We start from the raw sequence: 15339 nt of genomic DNA, 5'->3' as shown, positions 1-15339 counted from the left end.
GCGATGAGGATGATGACGTGAGCGATACTCCAAGGCAGGGCCGCGGCGCCGGGCCCCAGCGCCCCTGGGCCGCTGGCATGAGCACCGCCCTGACGGCCGGCCAGAAGCGGCAGAAATTCTGGTCGCGCTTTTTCACGCGCTTCGATACCGATAGCGGCTCTCCGCGCAAGGCTGTCTTGCGCATCATCGAGACCGTAGCGCTGGTGCTGGCCGCGCTGCTGTTCGCCCATTGGGTGGCGCCCGAGGACCCCATGGGCATTCGTGCCCAGTTTCCCTGGCTGTGGCTGGTGCCGGCCATCCTGGCCATGCGCTACGGCAGCACCCTCGGGGTGGTGGCGGTGGCGACCATGATGGCGGGCTGGTATCTGCTGGTGCATGGCCACCAGGCCAGCGAAGCCGACGCCGTGGCGGCCGCCGCCCAGGCCTTCCCGCAGTCCTATTTCCTGGGCGGGCTGGTGCTGACCCTGCTGTGCGGCCAGTTTGCCGAAGTCTGGAACGCCCGCAGCCGGCGCTTGCGCGCCATCAATGCCTACCTGGATGAGCGCCTGACCATGCTCACCAAGAACCACTTCCTGCTGCGCCTGTCGCATGAGCGGCTGGAGCAGGATCTGCTGTCCAAGCCGCTGACCCTGCGCGAGTCGCTGGACCGCATGCGCGCGCTCACGCTCACGCAGATCCTGCTGGACCCGTCGCGCATGCCCGCGCCAGACGCCTTCCTGCAGATCCTGGCGCAAAGCTGCCAGGTCGCCTCGGCAGCGGTCTATGTGTGTGACGCCGCCGGTCACATCACCCCTGAGCCGGCCGCCAGCGTAGGCAAGGTCAGCGAACTGGCCGCCGACGATGCACTGGTGCGCTACTGCCTGGCGCAGCGCAAGCTCGGGCATATCCAGACCGAGAGCCTGAACCAGAACCTGCGCAACCAGAGCCGCTATCTGGTGTGCGCACCGCTGCTCAATTTCGATGGCCGCCTGTTCGGCTTGCTGGTGGTGGAACAGTTGCCGTTCGTGGCGCTCAACGAAGATACGCTGCAGCTCATGTCGGTGCTCATCGACTACTACGCCGACGGCATCGAGGTCGGCGGCACCGCCCGTTCCATCCTGCAGCAACTGCCGACCTGCCCGCCGGAGCTGGCGGTGGACGTGGTGCGTCTGCATCGCTTGAAGCGCAGCACCGACATCGATTCGTCCCTGGTGGCGCTGGTGTTTGGCGACGACGAAATCTCGCGCGACATGTTCGACCAGATCCGTCGCCTCAAGCGTGCCGCCGATGTGGTCTGGACCTACAAGGCCGGGGGGCGCAATGTGTTGATGACGCTCTTGCCGCTGGCCGGCGCGGCCGCCGTGGACGGCTACCTGATGCGGGTGGAGGCGGCCTCGCAGGCGCAGTTCGGCGCCAAGTCGCTGGCCAACTATGCGGCCATCCATACCGCAGCCATCGGCGGCGACGAGCCGTCGCGATTGCTGCCCAACCTGGTGGAACGCTGTGCTGCTTAAATTCTCCCTTGCCGGCCTGAGCTTCGAGGTCGCCTCCATTGCCTTGCTGCTCAATGGCGGCAACGGCCTGGCCGTGCTGGGCGGCTATCTGCTGCTGCATATGGCTTCTTCGGCCCTGTTCGCGCTGGCCATCGCGCTGGTGGCGCCGCAGCGCTACCAGCGGCCGCGCGCGGGCTTGCTGGGCTATCTGTTCTGCTTCAATTTCTTCATTCCGGTGGGCGGTGCGCTGTGCATGCTCTCGGCCTTGCTGGTGGCCATGTTCTGGCCCAAGGACCAGACCGAGGATTACTTCGACACGGCCCAAGCCCCCGCCTTCGTGACGGTGCGCCGGCGCGAGGGCAGCGGCTTTTCCGGCAATCGTGTGCGCGCCCAGCTGGGCAATGTGGCCACGCCCCTGGACAAGCGCCTCAATGCCCTGGTGGCCATCCAGAGCACGCCCACGCGCGCCAGCGGCGCCTCGCTGCGCAACCTGCTGGCCGACCCGGCCGATGACGTGCGCCTGCTGGCCTATGGCATCCTGGACAGCAAGGAAAAGAAGATCACCCAGCGCATCGTCGATATCCGCCACCATCTCAAGACCGTCTCCGATCCCGAGACCCTGGCCGTGCTGCACCAGCAAGTGGCCGAGCTGTATCAGGAACTGATCTACCAGAATCTGGTGCAGGGCGACCTGCTGCAGTATGCCTGCACGCAGATGCGCGAGCACGCGCGCGCCGCCCTGGCCATCGATGAAGGGCAGCCTGGCCTTTGGTTCATGCTGGTGCGGCTGGAGCTGATGAGCGGCAATGCACCCGGCGCCGCCGAGGCCTTGCGGCAGGCCCACGAGCATGGCTTCTCGCGCGTGCGCCTGCTGCCCTACCTGGCCGAGCTCAGTTTCCTGGAACATGACTACGACCAGGTGCGCAAGCTCTTCATCGAGATGCAGTACGACCCCAGTGTCTCTTCGCAGCCGCAACTGCACCGCTATTGGCGGCATGGCCGGCGCACCATTGCCAACCGGTCCGACTCCTTGCCGCGAGCCCGTTCATGAGCCCAGTCACTTTTTCTTCCCCGGCCCCGGCCGATGCCGATCGCTACCAGCGCCGCGCCGACTCCTGCGATGTCATGCTGCTGCTGGAGGGCACGTTTCCCTATGTCAGCGGCGGTGTCTCCAGCTGGGTCAACCAGATCATCCGCGGTTTCCCGCATCTCCGCTTTGGCCTGTGCTTCATCGGCAGCCGGCGCCAGGACTATGGCGCGCCCAAGTATGCGTTGCCGGACAATGTGGTGCATCTGGAAACCCACTACATCCACGAGAACCTGTCCGCCACGCAGGTCGTGCGCTCGCGCGGCGACGCCCAGGCCTTCGCCATGATGGACCAGCTGCACGGCATGTTGCGCGCCTATGATCGCAGCGACAGTACTTCGCATTCGGCGCTGGCGGCCCAACTGGCCGAGCTGATCCCGATGATGGCCGACGGCGGCAAGCTGGACCAGGACGCCTTCCTGTTCAGCAAGCAGTCATGGGACTACCTGACCGCGCAATACCGCACCTTCTGCACCGATCCCTCCTTCGTCGATTATTTCTGGACCGTGCGCATCATGCACCAGCCAGTCTGGACGCTGGCGCGGGTGGCGCGCCAGCTGATTCCGGCACGCTGCTATCACACCGTCTCGACCGGTTATGCGGGCTTCCTGGGGAGTCTCATGAAGATGCAGACGGGCCGTCCGCTGATCCTCTCCGAGCACGGCATCTACACCAAGGAACGCAAGATCGACCTGTTCCAGAGCGAGTGGATTCGCGACAACCGCAATGTCTTTGAAAAGGACGCCTCGCAGATTCCCTACTTCCGCGAAATGTGGATACGCTTCTTCGAGGCCCTGGGACGGATGTGCTATCAGGCCTCTAACCAGATCGTGGCGCTCTACGAGACCAACCGCCTGCGCCAGGTCATCGACGGCGCGCCGCCGGAGCGCACCCGCAATATCCCCAATGGCATCGACCTGCCGCGCCTGTCGGCGCTGCGCGCGCAGCGCAGCGAGAAGATTCCGCCGGTCCTTTGCCTGCTGGGTCGGGTGGTGCCGATCAAGGATGTGAAGACCTTCATCCGCGCCATGCGCACGGTGGTCAATCAATATCCCGAAGCCGAAGCATGGATCGCCGGCCCCGAGGATGAAGATCCTTCCTACGCCGCAGAATGCCACGCCATCGCCGAGGGGCTGGGCCTGCTCGACAAGGTCAAGTTCCTGGGCTACCAGAAGATCGATGAGTTGATGCCCAAGATCGGCCTGGTCGTGCTCTCCAGCATCAGCGAGGCGTTGCCGCTGGTGCTGCTGGAGGGATTTGCCGCGGGCGTGCCGGGTGTGGCCACCGATGTCGGTTCATGCCGCCAGTTGATCTACGGCCTGTCCGAAGAAGACCAGGCGCTGGGCGCGGCGGGCGACGTGGTGGGCATCGCCGAACCGCAGGCGCTGGCGCAGGCGGCCCTGAAGCTGCTGACCGATCCGCAGCGCTGGTATGCCGCGCAGGCCGCCGGCATCGCCCGGGTGGAGCGCTACTACACCCAGGAGATGATGTTCGGCGCCTACCGCGAACTGTATGACAATGCACTGGCAGAGCAGGGCGCGGCGGCCACGGGTGCTGCTGCCACTGCGCTGCGTTGCCCGGTGCAGCACTGAGCACTGACAAGGAAGAACATGGCCGGTATCGGTTTCGAACTGCGCAAGATATTGAAGCGCGACAGCCTGCTCTCGTTGATGCAGGCCTATTCCTATGCGGCGCTGATCAGCTCCGGCCCCTGGATCATGTCCATCGTCGGCATTCTGGTCATCGGCATGCTGAGCTATACGGTGATCACGCCCAAGAACGTGATCGTGCAGTTCCAGGTCAGCATCACCTATGTGATTTCGCTGTCGCTGATCTTCACTGGCGTGTTCCAGCTGGCGCTGACCCGCTTCGCCGCCGACCGTCTGTTCGTCAAGGACAACCATGCCATCCTGCCCAACTTCCATGCCGTCTCGCTGACCGTGACGGTGGTCGGCGGCGTGCTCGGGCTGGCGGCGGTGGCCTTCCTGTTCCCGCACCAGAGCGCCCTGTACCGGTTGTTGCTGCTGGCGGCCTTCATCATCATGTGCAATATCTGGATTGCCACCATCTTCCTCTCGGGGATGAAGCAATACCAGGCCATCTTCTGGATCTATGCGCTGGGCTATACCATCACCGTGGCAGCGGCGCTGCTGTTGCGTCCGCTGGGGCTGGAAGGCTTGATGGGGGGATTCGTGATCGGGCAGGCGGTGCTGCTCATGGCGATGATGGCGCTGATCCTGCGCAATTTCCCCTCGGACCGGTTCATCTCCTACGAATTCTTCGACCGGCGCAAGCTCTATCCTTCGCTCATGGCCATTGGCCTGCTGTACAACCTGGCGATCTGGATCGACAAGGCCATGTTCTGGTACACCGCCGAGACCAGCCAGGCCATCATCGGTCCGCTGCGCGCTTCGGTGATCTATGACTTGCCGGTGTTCCTGGCCTACCTTTCGATCATTCCGGGGATGGCGATCTTCCTCTTGCGCATGGAGACCGACTTCGTCGAAGACTATGACGCCTTCTACGAAGCGGTGCGCAGCGGCGCCTCGCTGGAAACCATCGAGAAGCATCGCAACGGCATGGTGGAAACGGTGCGCCTGGGCCTGTTCGAGATCATCAAGATCCAGGCCATCGCCACCCTGGTGGTGATGGTGGCGGGGGAGTCCCTGCTCAAGTGGCTGGGTATTTCCACGCTATACCTGCCGCTGCTGTACATCGACGTCATCGCCGCCAGCCTGCAGGTGGTGCTGCTGGGCGTGCTCAATGTGTTCTTCTACCTGGACAAGCGCCGCATCGTGCTGGGCCTGTGTACGGCCTTCGTGGTGCTCAACGTCGCCTTCACCGCCATCTCGCTGCAACTGGGGCCGACCTTCTACGGTTTCGGTTTTGCGCTGGCGGTGTTCGTGGTGGTGCTGGCGGGCTGCGTGCTGCTCTCGCGCAAGCTGGAATTGCTGGAATACGAGACCTTCATGCTGCAGTGAGCGCCGCCGCGCAGCGGCCTGCTCCTGCCTTGTCCAGCCTTGCCCTTTCTTATCGGGGCAGTTCCTGCGACTGCCACTTCTTCCACAGGCGCCGCGTGTGCGCATGGCCATCGCGCGTCTGGCCCGCCAGGAAGCCGCGCACCCAGGCGATGCTGGGGGCTTGTCGCGTCTGTCCTTGCTGGAGTTGCTGCAGCAGCGCATCGGCCACCACCAGGTCGTTCTGCTGGCCCAGATGGTCTTGCAGGCGGGCCAGCGCCTTGAGGTAGGCGCGGCTGTTCTTCTCTCCATAGAGGGCCTGGAAGAACTCGACGTCGTAGCGCATCTTCTTGGCGGCGATGCGGGTGCGATGGCGGGCGCGGTCACTCTCTTCCAGATGCGCGCCGCGCTTGCTCAGGCGTTTCTGGTCCCGTTGCAGCATCTGGCGGGCAAAGCGCGCCAGTGGCTGCGCCAGCGCTGACGGGGCGGCCTGGTCCTGCTCCTGGCCTTGATTTTCGCGCCATCCGCGCTGCAGCAGCCAGCGATTGAATTGCAGCACCAGCACGGTATAGCGCGGTGATGCTACTGCATGCACCGCCAGCGCATGTTCCTTGCCAGCCTGGATCAGGGCGGCCTTGCGCACCGCGTCCAGATCGACGCCGGCCGCCGTGGGCATTTCCAGCAGCGGCAAGGTCTCTGTGGCCAGCACATCCCAGTCGCGGGCAGTGCCGATGGCTTCGGCGATCCACTCGAATTCGCTCTCCAGCGCAGCGGGCAGGGTGATCACCTGACCAAACAGGGTGAAGGCCGAACGCAAACGGCGCAGACCCACGCGCATCTGGTGTAGACGCTCGATGTCGCCGCTGTCCTGGTCGGCGATATCGTTGGCCTGGATCTGCGCAACGCAGTTGCCGATGACGGCCAGGAAGGCTTGCTCCAGCGGCATCTTGCGGGTCAGTTGCAGGGGCTGGGCGCGCGTGGCCGAGGAGCTTGCTGCCGCGTCGCCTTGGCGCGCCTGATGGAACAGCGTGTAACCGCGCTGGGCCTTGCTCTGGATGCCGATGCGCAGGGGCAGGTCCTGCAGCAGCCGCAAGGCGAAGCCCAACAGCGAGGTGGCCTCGCCACTCTTGAGTTCCAGCTCGATCTCGCAGACCTCCGTCTGCAAGGCGCCGTGCTCCACCGTTCCCCGGTCCAGCACGCACTCCACTTCGGCGCCATCGTCCAGCTTCAGGTCCCACACCATGCGCTGGATGCGGGTGCTGAAGATGGGCGTGAGGCGGGCGGCGGTCTGTCTGGAAAACACCTTCCTGGCCCAGGGCGCGTCACTGTCGACCAGTTCGCGCAGTACCGCCAGGTCAGGCTGTTCGCCTTCCACCAGCGACTCCCATTCATGGCGCTGGTGCAGGCCGCCGCTGACACCGCCGCCGGCCTTGAGGGTCTGGATGTATTCCTTGCCGGTGCGGCGCACGCGCAGGCCGGCATCGTTACCGCGCAGGAGCAGGTCGGGCGTGTCGAAGTAGGTGCCGATCTGGTCCTTGATGCGCGGTGCGGCCAGCGCATAGCGCTTGATCAGTGGATGGCGGATGAAGGCCTGGGTGTGGGCCGGGGCGATCAGCAGTTTCAGTTCGGTTTCCATGAGGCTTGCCGTGTCGGTTGGAAGTAGGGCGCCGCTGCGTGGGCAGGCGGCACGGAGGGGGGAGGAACCGCAGGGGGCGCCTGCCGTTGTGCCTGCCGTTGCGCCATATAGCGCGCGGGCGGCTTGCCCAGGGTCTTCCTGAACATGGTGATGAAGGCGCTCACCGAGTCATAGCCCAGGTCTTGCGAGACGCGTTGCACCGAGCTGCCCGAGGCCAGCCGCTGCAATGCCAGCATCAGGTGGATCTGACGCCGCCAACGGCCGAAGCTCATACCGGTCTCGGCCTGCACGAAGCGTGCAAAGCTGCGTTCGCTCATCGCGTGACGCTGCCCCCATTGCGCCACCGTTCTGCGATCAGCCGGATGCTCGGCCAGGTGGCGCGCGATGGCGCGCAGGCGCGAATGCTGCGGCGCCGGCAGGTGCAAGGGCAGGGCGTGGCGCTGGCTGTGTTCCAGTTCCTCCACCAGCACCGCCGCCAGCCGCGCGGTGCGTTCGTGCGGGGCGTAGTCCTGGCGCTGCTCGGCCAGGTGGCAGATCATCTGCACCAGCAGGGGCGACAGCGCCAGGGTGCAGCACTGCTCCGGCATGCTGGCCGCCTGTGGGGCGATGAAGAGGAAGCACAACTGGCCATCCAGCGTGACGCGGTTGCTGTGCGGCACCCCCGGCGGAATCCACACCGCCGACTGCGGTGGCACGATCCACATGCCTTGCGCCGTCTCGCAGGTGACCGCGCCGCGCAAGGCCACCACCAGCTGGCCCTTGCGATGGCTGTGCAAGGGCGTTTCGCGCTCGTCCTGGCTGGTGTGGACGCGCAAGGCCGTGACCGCGGCGTCGAGGCGGTCCGGATCGTGTTCGACCAGGCTGGCGTAGAGAGTGGCCATAGAGGGTCCGGGTTGACCGTTTTTAGCAATATCCTGGCATTGTAGCCAAATACGCGCAGGCCGCGACTGGCTAAGCTGGGGGCTTATCGTCCCAGATCAAACTCCGCCCAGATGACGCTTCCCACGCCCGCCACCCATCCCCATGGGGTCAGCCCTGTCCCTCGCAGCCTCTGGCTGATCGCCGGCATCCTGCTCATTGCCGCCAACCTGCGCGCCCCGGTCACCGCGGTGGGCCCGGTGATGGGCGTGCTGCAACAGACCTTTGCATTGTCGGCCGGCGCGGCCGGACTGATGCTGACCTTGCCGCTGCTGTGCTTCGCGCTGGTCTCGCCGCTGGCCGCGCGCACGGCCCGCAGCCTGGGGCTGGAGCGCACCCTGCTGCTGGCCCTGCTGTTGATCGGTGCCGGCATCCTGTTGCGTTCGTCCGGCACGGTGGCGGGCTTGCTGGCAGGGACCTGCATCATCGGCTGCGGTATCGCCGGCGGCAATGTGCTGTTGCCCAGCCTGCTCAAGCGCGACTTTGCCGACGACCTCACCCGCATGACGGCCATTTACGCCCTGACCATGAACAGCGTGTCAGCCCTGGGGTCGGTCTGCGCCGTGCCCCTGGCGACCCGCCTGGGCTGGGCCTGGGCGTTGGCGGCCTTTATCGCCCTGCCGCTGGTGGCGATGCTGGCCTGGTTGCCGCAGTTGCAGCGTGATACCCGTCCGGCCAACGTCCCTGCGCGGGCAGCGTCGATATGGCGGCAGCCGCTGGCCTGGCAGGTGACCTTCTTCCTCGGGACCAATTCCCTGGTGTACTACGTGGTCACGGCCTGGCTGCCTTCCATCCTCGCCGCCAATGGCTATAGCGCCGTGCAGGCCGGCAACCTGCATGGCTTGATGCAATTGGCCTCGGCCTTGCCGGGCCTGCTGCTGGTGCCGCTGGGCCCGCGCATCCGCGATCACCGACCGGTCGCGGTCAGCATGTCGGCCGCCACCGTGCTGAGCCTGGTCGGCCTGATCGCCTGGCCGCAGGCATCCCTCGTGTGGGTGCCGCTGTTTGGCTTCGGCACCGGCGCGGTGCTGATCCTGGGTCTGGCCTTCGTCGGCACGCGCGTGTCGACGCCACCGCAGGCCGCAGCGCTGTCGGCCATGGCGCAGAGCGTGGGATATCTGCTGGCCGCTACCGGGCCCATCGTGATGGGTCGCTTGCATGACGCCAATGGGGGATGGACGCCGGTGCTGGCCTTGTGCGCCGGCGGGGCGGTGCTGATGGGATGGCTGGGATGGCTGGCCGGGCGGCCGGGGCGGGTGATCGGGGCGTCGGCCAAGTGACGAAAGTGAGGTGATTCATGGTGCGCAGCCATCTTCGCTGAACAGGCGTAGCTCGCGCAGTCGAGGGGCGCGGCAGTGCTGGTAAAAAAAGCCGGGCTGTCGGATCATGGGAGGCTTTCCGCCACCCTTGACCACACCTTGACCGCCCATCATGAATGACTCGCTGTTCGCCCCGGTGGATCTCTACTGCGAACGGCTCAGCCCCGCGTTCTGGGCTGAGCCCGTCAATGCCTTGTCGAACCTGGGATTCATTGTCGCGGCCTATTGCGCGTGGCGTCTGCTGAAGTCGCGGGGAATGCGGACTTCCTCGACGGCCGGGATTCTGGCGCTGATGATCGCCGTGATCGGCATCGGCAGTTTCCTCTTTCATACCGTGGCCGTGCGCTGGGCATTGCTGGCCGATGTCATTCCGATTTCCCTCTATCAGGTGCTGTTCCTGGCGTTCTATCTGCGCCAGGTGGCGCGGCTGTCCTTGCCGGTGGTGGCGGCGTGGCTCCTGGCCTTCTTTGCGACCTCGTACGGGATCGGGGCGCTGCCTGATCAATGGCTCAATGGTTCGCTGTCGTCCTATGGTTCGGCCTGGCTGTTCATCGCCGGCCTTGGGGTGTATCACTGGCGCCCAGACAAGCATGAGCCGATGACATTGTTGCTGGCCTTGGGCGTGTTCACGCTTTCGCTGGCGTTCCGCTCGGCGGATATGGCGGTGTGCCACTACGTCAGTATCGGCACCCACATGTTCTGGCATCTCTCCAACAGCATCGTGCTCTATCTCACCACACGGGCGTTCATCGTGAATCTGCAGCCATTGCAGCAGTCCGGCGGCGAGAAAGGATGACGCCCATGTCGCATCATGGCGTGCCGGACTTGCCGGCCCGCACGCGCGCCACGCGCGCGCCTTCGAGCGTGCCGCCCTTGTAAGGCACCCGCCCCGACGGCACCACCACGGCCGCCTTCTGCACATGACCTTCCTGGTCATCGAAGAACATGTGCGCGCCAAAGGCCTGCAGCACTTCGGCCTTGTTCAGACCACCCAGGAAGAAGGCCTCATCGACGGTCACATTCCAGGTCCGCAAGGTATGGATCACACGCTGGTGCGCCGGGCTGTTGCGCGCCGTGACGATGGCAATGCGCACCGGACATTGCGCCGGCGGAAACTGTTTCTGGATCGCCGACAAGGCCAGCAGCAGCTTGGCGAACGGGCCTTCCTTCATGGCCTTCTTGCGGTGCCGCTGTTCGTGGCGGGCAAACGCTTCCAGTCCCTTCTCCGCAAAGATGCGCTCGGACTCCGCCGAGAACAGCACGGCGTCGCCGTCGAAGGCGATGCGGATCTGCTTGTCCGGCGCGCTGTAGTCCAGCGGGGCGGCGTACAGCTGCGCAGCGGCCACGCCGGCGTCGATGGCTTCCTGCACGTCGCCGGTATCGCGGGAGAGGAACAGGTCGATCTTGAAGGCTTGCAGATAGGGCGCGGTGGGCCCGCCACCGGTGAAGGCGGCGCGGCTGATGTCGAGCTTGTGGGCGGCAATGGCGTTGAAGGCGCGCAGCCCGGTGTCGGGCGTGTTGCGCGAGATCACCACCACTTCCACCAGGCGGCGATCCGCAATCAGCTCATTGAGCTGCAGCAGCGCCTTGACCAGCGGAAAGGCCGTGCCGGGCTGCAGCGGATCGTTCTCGTGGTCGCGCTGGTATTGCGCATACGCGTCCACGCCTTGCTGGTCGTAGATGGCGTTCTCGACTTCGAGGTCGAACAGGGCGCGGGAAGAAATCCCGATGACCAGCTTGTCGGAGAGATCGTAGGGCATGCGGCACATCCATGGCAGGAAAGCCATGATTGTAGAGCCCCCGGCACGCTGGCGCAGCCTTGCCGCAGATATTCGCATTCTTGATGTCTGCAGCGAATCAGACGATATATCACTCCAAATGCATTCATCTGCTTCCAATTTTTATCAAATGAGGCTGTTACTCCGCGTAAAGACAAAAAATCGGATTGCCGGCCTCAAAATAAATTTGTATGATGACCGGATAACTTTACGATAACGACCGCGAGACAGCATGTTTCAGAAGATCCCCGCACAGGCGCTCAGCGACACTGTAGCCAGGCAATTGCTGGAGAACATCGATGCCGGTGCTTTCCCCCGAGGCAGCAAGCTTCCCACCGAAGCGGTGCTGGCCCAGCAATTCGGAGTGAGCCGCACGGTAGTGCGCGAAGCCATCGCCCGACTGAAGCATGAAGGCGTGGTCGAACCGCGCCAGGGCAGCGGTGTGTTCGTGACCGAGCAGGCAGGCATCAAGCCTTTGCGCATCGATTACACCGAGGTCAGTTCACCCGAGGCCGTGTTGCAGATCGTCGAGCTGCGTCGCGCCATCGAAGCCGAAGTCGCGGCGCAGGCGGCCAAGCGTCGCAGCGCTGAAGACCTGCAGGCCATCGAGGCGGCGCTGGCGCAGATCGGTGTGGATGTCGCGGCAGGCGGGGATGGGGTGGCGGCCGATGTGGCCTTCCACCGCGCATTGGCCCAGGCTACGCGCAATCCCTACTTCATCAAGACGCTGGAGTTTCTTTCCCAGTATCTGGAAGCGGCCACGGCGGTGACGCGCGGCAATGAAGCGCGCTATGAGGATTTCTCGCGCCAGGTCCGTGAAGAACATGAGGCCATCGTCGAGGCCATCCGCGCCGGCGATGAGATGGCGGCGCGCAATGCAGCCCAGACGCACATGTTCAATGCAGCGCGGCGTTTGAGCCAGGGGCAATTCTGAACAGGATCGGCCCAGGATTGAACGGCAGTAAATGATCTAAATGATATAAATGATTTTTCAGATTTTGAAGATTTGGAAAATTTAGAAGATTTAAGCGATTTACGTAACTTGAAATTCCGACGCCGGCCCCTGCCGGCGTTGCATCATCAACCCGGCGCAAGGTCCTGCCATCACCATCGGGCAGCGGCGCCATCAATGCGGAGGCAATTATGTCCAGGAATGTAGGTGTGATCGGTTTGGGTGCCATGGGTTATGGCGTGGCCAGCTCGCTGTTGCGTGCCGGCTTCAACGTGCATGCCTGCGACGTGCGCAAGGAAGTCCTGGACAAGTTCGCCGCCGCCGGTGGCGTGGCCTGCGCCAATCCGGCCGAACTGGCTGGCAAGGTCGATGTGGTGATCACCCTGGTGGTCAACGCCGCCCAGACCGAGACGGTGCTCTTCGGTGACAACGGTGCGGTGTCTGCGATGAAGCCGGGCAGCGTCGTCATCTCCAGCGCCACCGTGGCGCCGGACTTCGCCATCGAACTGGGCAAGCGCCTGGTCGAGAAGGGTCTGCTGCTGCTGGATGCCCCGGTCTCCGGTGGCGCCGCCCGCGCCGCTTCCGGCGAGATGACCATGATGACTTCCGGCCCCGCCGAGGTCTACGCCAAGATCGAAGACGTGCTGGCCGGCATGGCCGGCAAGGTCTACCGCCTGGGCGATACGCACGGCATCGGCTCCAAGGTCAAGATCATCAACCAGCTGCTGGCCGGTGTGCACATCGCCGCTTCCGCCGAAGCCATGGCCCTGGGCCTGCGCGAAGGCGTCAATCCGGATGCGCTCTACGAAGTCATCACCCACAGCGCCGGCAACTCCTGGATGTTCGAGAACCGCGTGCCGCACATCCTCAGCGGCGACTACACCCCGCTGTCGGCCGTGGACATCTTCGTCAAGGACCTGGGCCTGGTGCTCGATACCGCCCGCCGCAGCAAGTTCCCGCTGCCGCTGTCGGCGGCTGCCCATCAGATGTTCATGATGGCGTCCACCGCCGGTCATGGCGGCGAGGATGATTCGGCCGTCATCAAGATCTTCCCCGGCATCGACCTGCCGCCGGCCAAGGCAAAGTAACAGCGTCGTCCCTGCATCTGAATCGAGGAGTTTCCATGTCCACATCCCGTCCCTTGCTCGGCTGTATCGCCGACGACTTCACCGGCGCCACCGACCTGGCCAATATGCTGGTGCGCGGCGGCATGCGCACCGTGCAGACCATCGGCGTGCCCGCCGAGATGCCTGCCGTGGCTGCCGACGCCTTGGTGATTGCGTTGAAGTCGCGCACCGTCCCGGCTGCCGAGGCCATCGCGCAATCGCTGGCCGCGCTGCGCTGGTTGCAACAGCAGGGCTGCACGCAGTTCTTCTTCAAGTACTGCTCCACCTTCGACTCCACCGACGCCGGCAACATCGGTCCGGTCACCGATGCGCTGATGAAGGAACTGGGCGTGGACTTCACCATTGCCTGCCCGGCCTTCCCGGAAAATGGCCGCACGATCTATCGCGGCTACCTGTTCGTGGCCGATGCGCTGTTGAACGAATCGGGCATGGAAAACCATCCGCTCACGCCCATGACCGACGCCAACCTGGTGCGTGTGCTGCAACGCCAGACCGAGTCCAAGGTCGGCCTGGTGCGCTATGACACCGTGGCGCGCGGCGCTGCCGCCACGCAAGAGCGCTTCACTGCGCTGCGTAGCGAAGGGGTGAAGATGGCCATCGCCGACGCCGTCTCCGACAAGGACCTGTTCACCCTGGGCGAAGCCTGCGCCGAGTTGAAACTCATCACCGGCGGTTCCGGCGTGGCCCTGGGTCTGCCGGAGAACTTCCGCCGCGCCGGCCTGCTCACGGCCGTGGGTGAAGCCGCGCAACTGCCTAAGGTCGATGGCCTCTCGGTGGTGCTGGCCGGTTCGGCCTCCAAGGCCACCAATGCCCAGGTGGCCGAGTGGAAGGCCAAGCGTCCTGCCTTCCGCATCGACCCGCTGGCGCTGGCCCGTGGCGAAGACGTGGTGGCGCAGGCACTGGCCTTTGCCGATGAACGCATCAAGAACGAACCGGTGCTGATCTACGCCACCGCCACCCCCGATGAAGTCAAGGCGGTGCAAAAGGAACTGGGCGTGGCCAAGGCCGGCCATCTGGTCGAACAGGCCCTGGCGTCGATTGCCGCCGGTCTCAGGCAACGCGGTGTACGCCAGTTCGTGGTGGCTGGTGGCGAGACCTCCGGCGCGGTGGTGCAGGCCCTGGAGGTGCGCGCCCTGCGCATCGGCCCGCAGATCGATCCGGGCGTGCCGGCAACCGCCACCCTGGATGACCAGCCGGTGGCCCTGGCGCTGAAGTCGGGCAACTTCGGCAGCGTGGACTTCTTCGAGAAGGCGCTGCGCTATCTTGACGGGAAGACCGCATGAGCCGCAACACCAACGAAAGCGCATTGCGCGAAGAGATCTGCCGCATCGGCGCCTCGCTCTACCAGCGCGGCTACACGGTCGGATCGGCGGGCAACATCAGCGCCCGCCTGGAGGATGGCTGGCTGATCACGCCGACGGACGCCTGCCTCGGTTTCCTCGATCCGGCCGCCATCGCCAAGGTCAATGCGGCAGGTGAATGGGTCTCGGGCGACAAGCCCTCCAAGACCCTGGTCCTGCATCGCGCCATCTACGACAACAATCCCGAGATGCATGCGGTGGTGCATACGCACTCTACGCATCTGGTGTCGTTGACCATCAATGGCGTCTACAGCGAGCAGGACGTGTTACCGCCAATTACGCCCTATTACGTGATGAAGGTCGGCCACATCCCGCTGATCCGCTATGCCCGCCCGGGCGCACCGGAAGTGGCCGAGCAGGTAGCCAAGATCGCCACCCAGGTGCGCGGCGTGCTGCTGGAGCGGCTCGGCCCGGTGGTGTGGGAAAGCTCGGTCTCCAAGGCCGCCTTTGCATTGGAAGAGCTGGAAGAAACCGCCAAGCTCTGGCACCTCGCCGGTGGTCGCGCCACGCCGCTGGAAGAGCCCGCGCTGGAGGACTTGCGCGCCACCTTCAAGGCGCGCTGGTAGCAGCAACGGCGCCAACCAGGCAGCTTCAGCAACCCTAGCAAGCCCCAGCAACAACGCGTCATGGCGGTCGCATACAGACCGCCATGCCCCGCTTGCGCCCAACGGAAGGTGGTGGGCGCAGGCGGCACCCAAGCCGGCAGCAGACCGGCCCGTCAATGCCCTGCGT

General features: G+C 64.9%; 14 protein-coding genes. 10 read left to right on the top strand and 4 right to left on the bottom strand.

Features of this window, described 5'->3' with window-relative positions:
• Window positions 1–17 precede the first annotated feature (17 nt).
• From ACP92_RS21160 to pelG, 4 genes are read left to right on the top strand one after another with little or no spacing between them, the layout of a single operon-like run.
• Window positions 18–1493: a PelD GGDEF domain-containing protein gene (locus ACP92_RS21160; protein WP_013236171.1), complete on the top strand. Its 1476-nt coding sequence runs from the start codon at window positions 18–20 to the stop codon at window positions 1491–1493.
• Window positions 1483–2523, top strand: a complete 1041-nt coding sequence (locus ACP92_RS21155) for a tetratricopeptide repeat protein (protein WP_013236170.1) — start codon at window positions 1483–1485, stop codon at window positions 2521–2523. Before ACP92_RS21160 ends, ACP92_RS21155 begins: the two co-directional genes overlap by 11 nt.
• Entirely contained in the window at window positions 2520–4151 is a 1632-nt protein-coding gene (pelF, locus tag ACP92_RS21150; RefSeq protein ID WP_013236169.1) for a GT4 family glycosyltransferase PelF, read from the top strand. Before ACP92_RS21155 ends, pelF begins: the two co-directional genes overlap by 4 nt.
• An 18-nt stretch (window positions 4152–4169) precedes the next feature.
• Window positions 4170–5540, top strand: coding sequence for an exopolysaccharide Pel transporter PelG (gene pelG / locus ACP92_RS21145; RefSeq protein ID WP_013236168.1), 1371 nt, complete (start codon window positions 4170–4172; stop codon window positions 5538–5540).
• 49 nt (window positions 5541–5589) lie between these two features.
• Here pelG and ACP92_RS21140 read toward each other — a convergent pair whose 3' ends face one another.
• Window positions 5590–7152 (bottom strand): CYTH and CHAD domain-containing protein, encoded by a 1563-nt coding sequence (locus ACP92_RS21140; RefSeq protein ID WP_013236167.1) that lies wholly within the window; start codon window positions 7150–7152, stop codon window positions 5590–5592.
• Window positions 7137–8033 (bottom strand): AraC family transcriptional regulator, encoded by an 897-nt coding sequence (locus tag ACP92_RS21135; RefSeq protein WP_013236166.1) that lies wholly within the window; start codon window positions 8031–8033, stop codon window positions 7137–7139. Before ACP92_RS21135 ends, ACP92_RS21140 begins: the two co-directional genes overlap by 16 nt.
• 111 nt (window positions 8034–8144) lie before the next feature.
• Between ACP92_RS21135 and ACP92_RS21130 the strand changes: the two genes are divergently transcribed.
• Window positions 8145–9350 (top strand): MFS transporter, encoded by a 1206-nt coding sequence (locus ACP92_RS21130; RefSeq protein WP_013236165.1) that lies wholly within the window; start codon window positions 8145–8147, stop codon window positions 9348–9350.
• 151 nt (window positions 9351–9501) lie between these two features.
• Window positions 9502–10185 carry a ceramidase domain-containing protein gene (locus ACP92_RS21125; RefSeq protein WP_013236164.1) on the top strand — a complete coding sequence of 228 codons (684 nt, stop codon included), beginning with the start codon at window positions 9502–9504 and terminating at the stop codon, window positions 10183–10185.
• A 13-nt stretch (window positions 10186–10198) separates the two neighbouring features.
• Here the strand turns inward: ACP92_RS21125 and ACP92_RS21120 are convergent, their stop codons facing one another.
• Window positions 10199–11149: a 5'-nucleotidase gene (locus tag ACP92_RS21120; protein WP_013236163.1), complete on the bottom strand. Its 951-nt coding sequence runs from the start codon at window positions 11147–11149 to the stop codon at window positions 10199–10201.
• 250 nt (window positions 11150–11399) lie between these two features.
• On the opposite strand from ACP92_RS21120, the gene ACP92_RS21115 reads away from it, so the two are divergent.
• On the top strand, window positions 11400–12101 hold the full coding sequence (locus ACP92_RS21115; protein WP_013236161.1) for a FadR/GntR family transcriptional regulator: 702 nt from the start codon (window positions 11400–11402) through the stop codon (window positions 12099–12101).
• Here the strand turns inward: ACP92_RS21115 and ACP92_RS24925 are convergent.
• Window positions 12064–12348: a hypothetical protein gene (locus ACP92_RS24925; protein WP_167578370.1), complete on the bottom strand. Its 285-nt coding sequence runs from the start codon at window positions 12346–12348 to the stop codon at window positions 12064–12066. The genes ACP92_RS21115 and ACP92_RS24925 overlap by 38 nt on opposite strands.
• Here ACP92_RS24925 and ltnD point away from each other — a divergent pair.
• Genes ltnD through otnC form a run of 3 tightly spaced genes read left to right on the top strand, consistent with a single transcriptional unit; the run spans window position 12311 to window position 15173 of the window.
• A complete protein-coding gene (gene ltnD, locus ACP92_RS21110; protein ID WP_013236160.1) occupies window positions 12311–13207 on the top strand; it encodes an L-threonate dehydrogenase in 897 nt (298 codons plus the stop codon). The two genes, ACP92_RS24925 and ltnD, sit on opposite strands and share 38 nt — an antisense overlap.
• Window positions 13208–13242: 35 nt before the next feature.
• Window positions 13243–14529, top strand: a complete 1287-nt coding sequence (otnK, locus tag ACP92_RS21105) for a 3-oxo-tetronate kinase (protein ID WP_013236159.1) — start codon at window positions 13243–13245, stop codon at window positions 14527–14529.
• On the top strand, window positions 14526–15173 hold the full coding sequence (gene otnC / locus ACP92_RS21100) for a 3-oxo-tetronate 4-phosphate decarboxylase (RefSeq protein WP_013236158.1): 648 nt from the start codon (window positions 14526–14528) through the stop codon (window positions 15171–15173). The genes otnK and otnC overlap by 4 nt, the downstream gene beginning before the upstream one ends.
• Window positions 15174–15339 lie beyond the last annotated feature (166 nt).

This window comes from Herbaspirillum seropedicae (assembly GCF_001040945.1).
Lineage (GTDB): Bacteria > Pseudomonadota > Gammaproteobacteria > Burkholderiales > Burkholderiaceae_D > Herbaspirillum > Herbaspirillum seropedicae.
Note: the sequence above shows the minus strand (reverse complement) of the source record. Positions and strands in the feature narration are given on the sequence as shown.

Coding starts and splice junctions, on each gene's coding strand:
- ACP92_RS24925 (WP_167578370.1), bottom strand. CDS start 12,348: ATGGCACCCAAACCGATCACACCTACATTCCTGGACATAATTGCCTCC.
- pelG (WP_013236168.1), top strand. CDS start 4,170: ATGGCCGGTATCGGTTTCGAACTGCGCAAGATATTGAAGCGCGACAGC.
- ACP92_RS21120 (WP_013236163.1), bottom strand. CDS start 11,149: ATGCCCTACGATCTCTCCGACAAGCTGGTCATCGGGATTTCTTCCCGC.
- otnK (WP_013236159.1), top strand. CDS start 13,243: ATGTCCACATCCCGTCCCTTGCTCGGCTGTATCGCCGACGACTTCACC.
- ACP92_RS21135 (WP_013236166.1), bottom strand. CDS start 8,033: ATGGCCACTCTCTACGCCAGCCTGGTCGAACACGATCCGGACCGCCTC.
- ltnD (WP_013236160.1), top strand. CDS start 12,311: ATGTCCAGGAATGTAGGTGTGATCGGTTTGGGTGCCATGGGTTATGGC.
- ACP92_RS21140 (WP_013236167.1), bottom strand. CDS start 7,152: ATGGAAACCGAACTGAAACTGCTGATCGCCCCGGCCCACACCCAGGCC.
- otnC (WP_013236158.1), top strand. CDS start 14,526: ATGAGCCGCAACACCAACGAAAGCGCATTGCGCGAAGAGATCTGCCGC.
- ACP92_RS21125 (WP_013236164.1), top strand. CDS start 9,502: ATGAATGACTCGCTGTTCGCCCCGGTGGATCTCTACTGCGAACGGCTC.
- ACP92_RS21130 (WP_013236165.1), top strand. CDS start 8,145: ATGACGCTTCCCACGCCCGCCACCCATCCCCATGGGGTCAGCCCTGTC.
- pelF (WP_013236169.1), top strand. CDS start 2,520: ATGAGCCCAGTCACTTTTTCTTCCCCGGCCCCGGCCGATGCCGATCGC.
- ACP92_RS21115 (WP_013236161.1), top strand. CDS start 11,400: ATGTTTCAGAAGATCCCCGCACAGGCGCTCAGCGACACTGTAGCCAGG.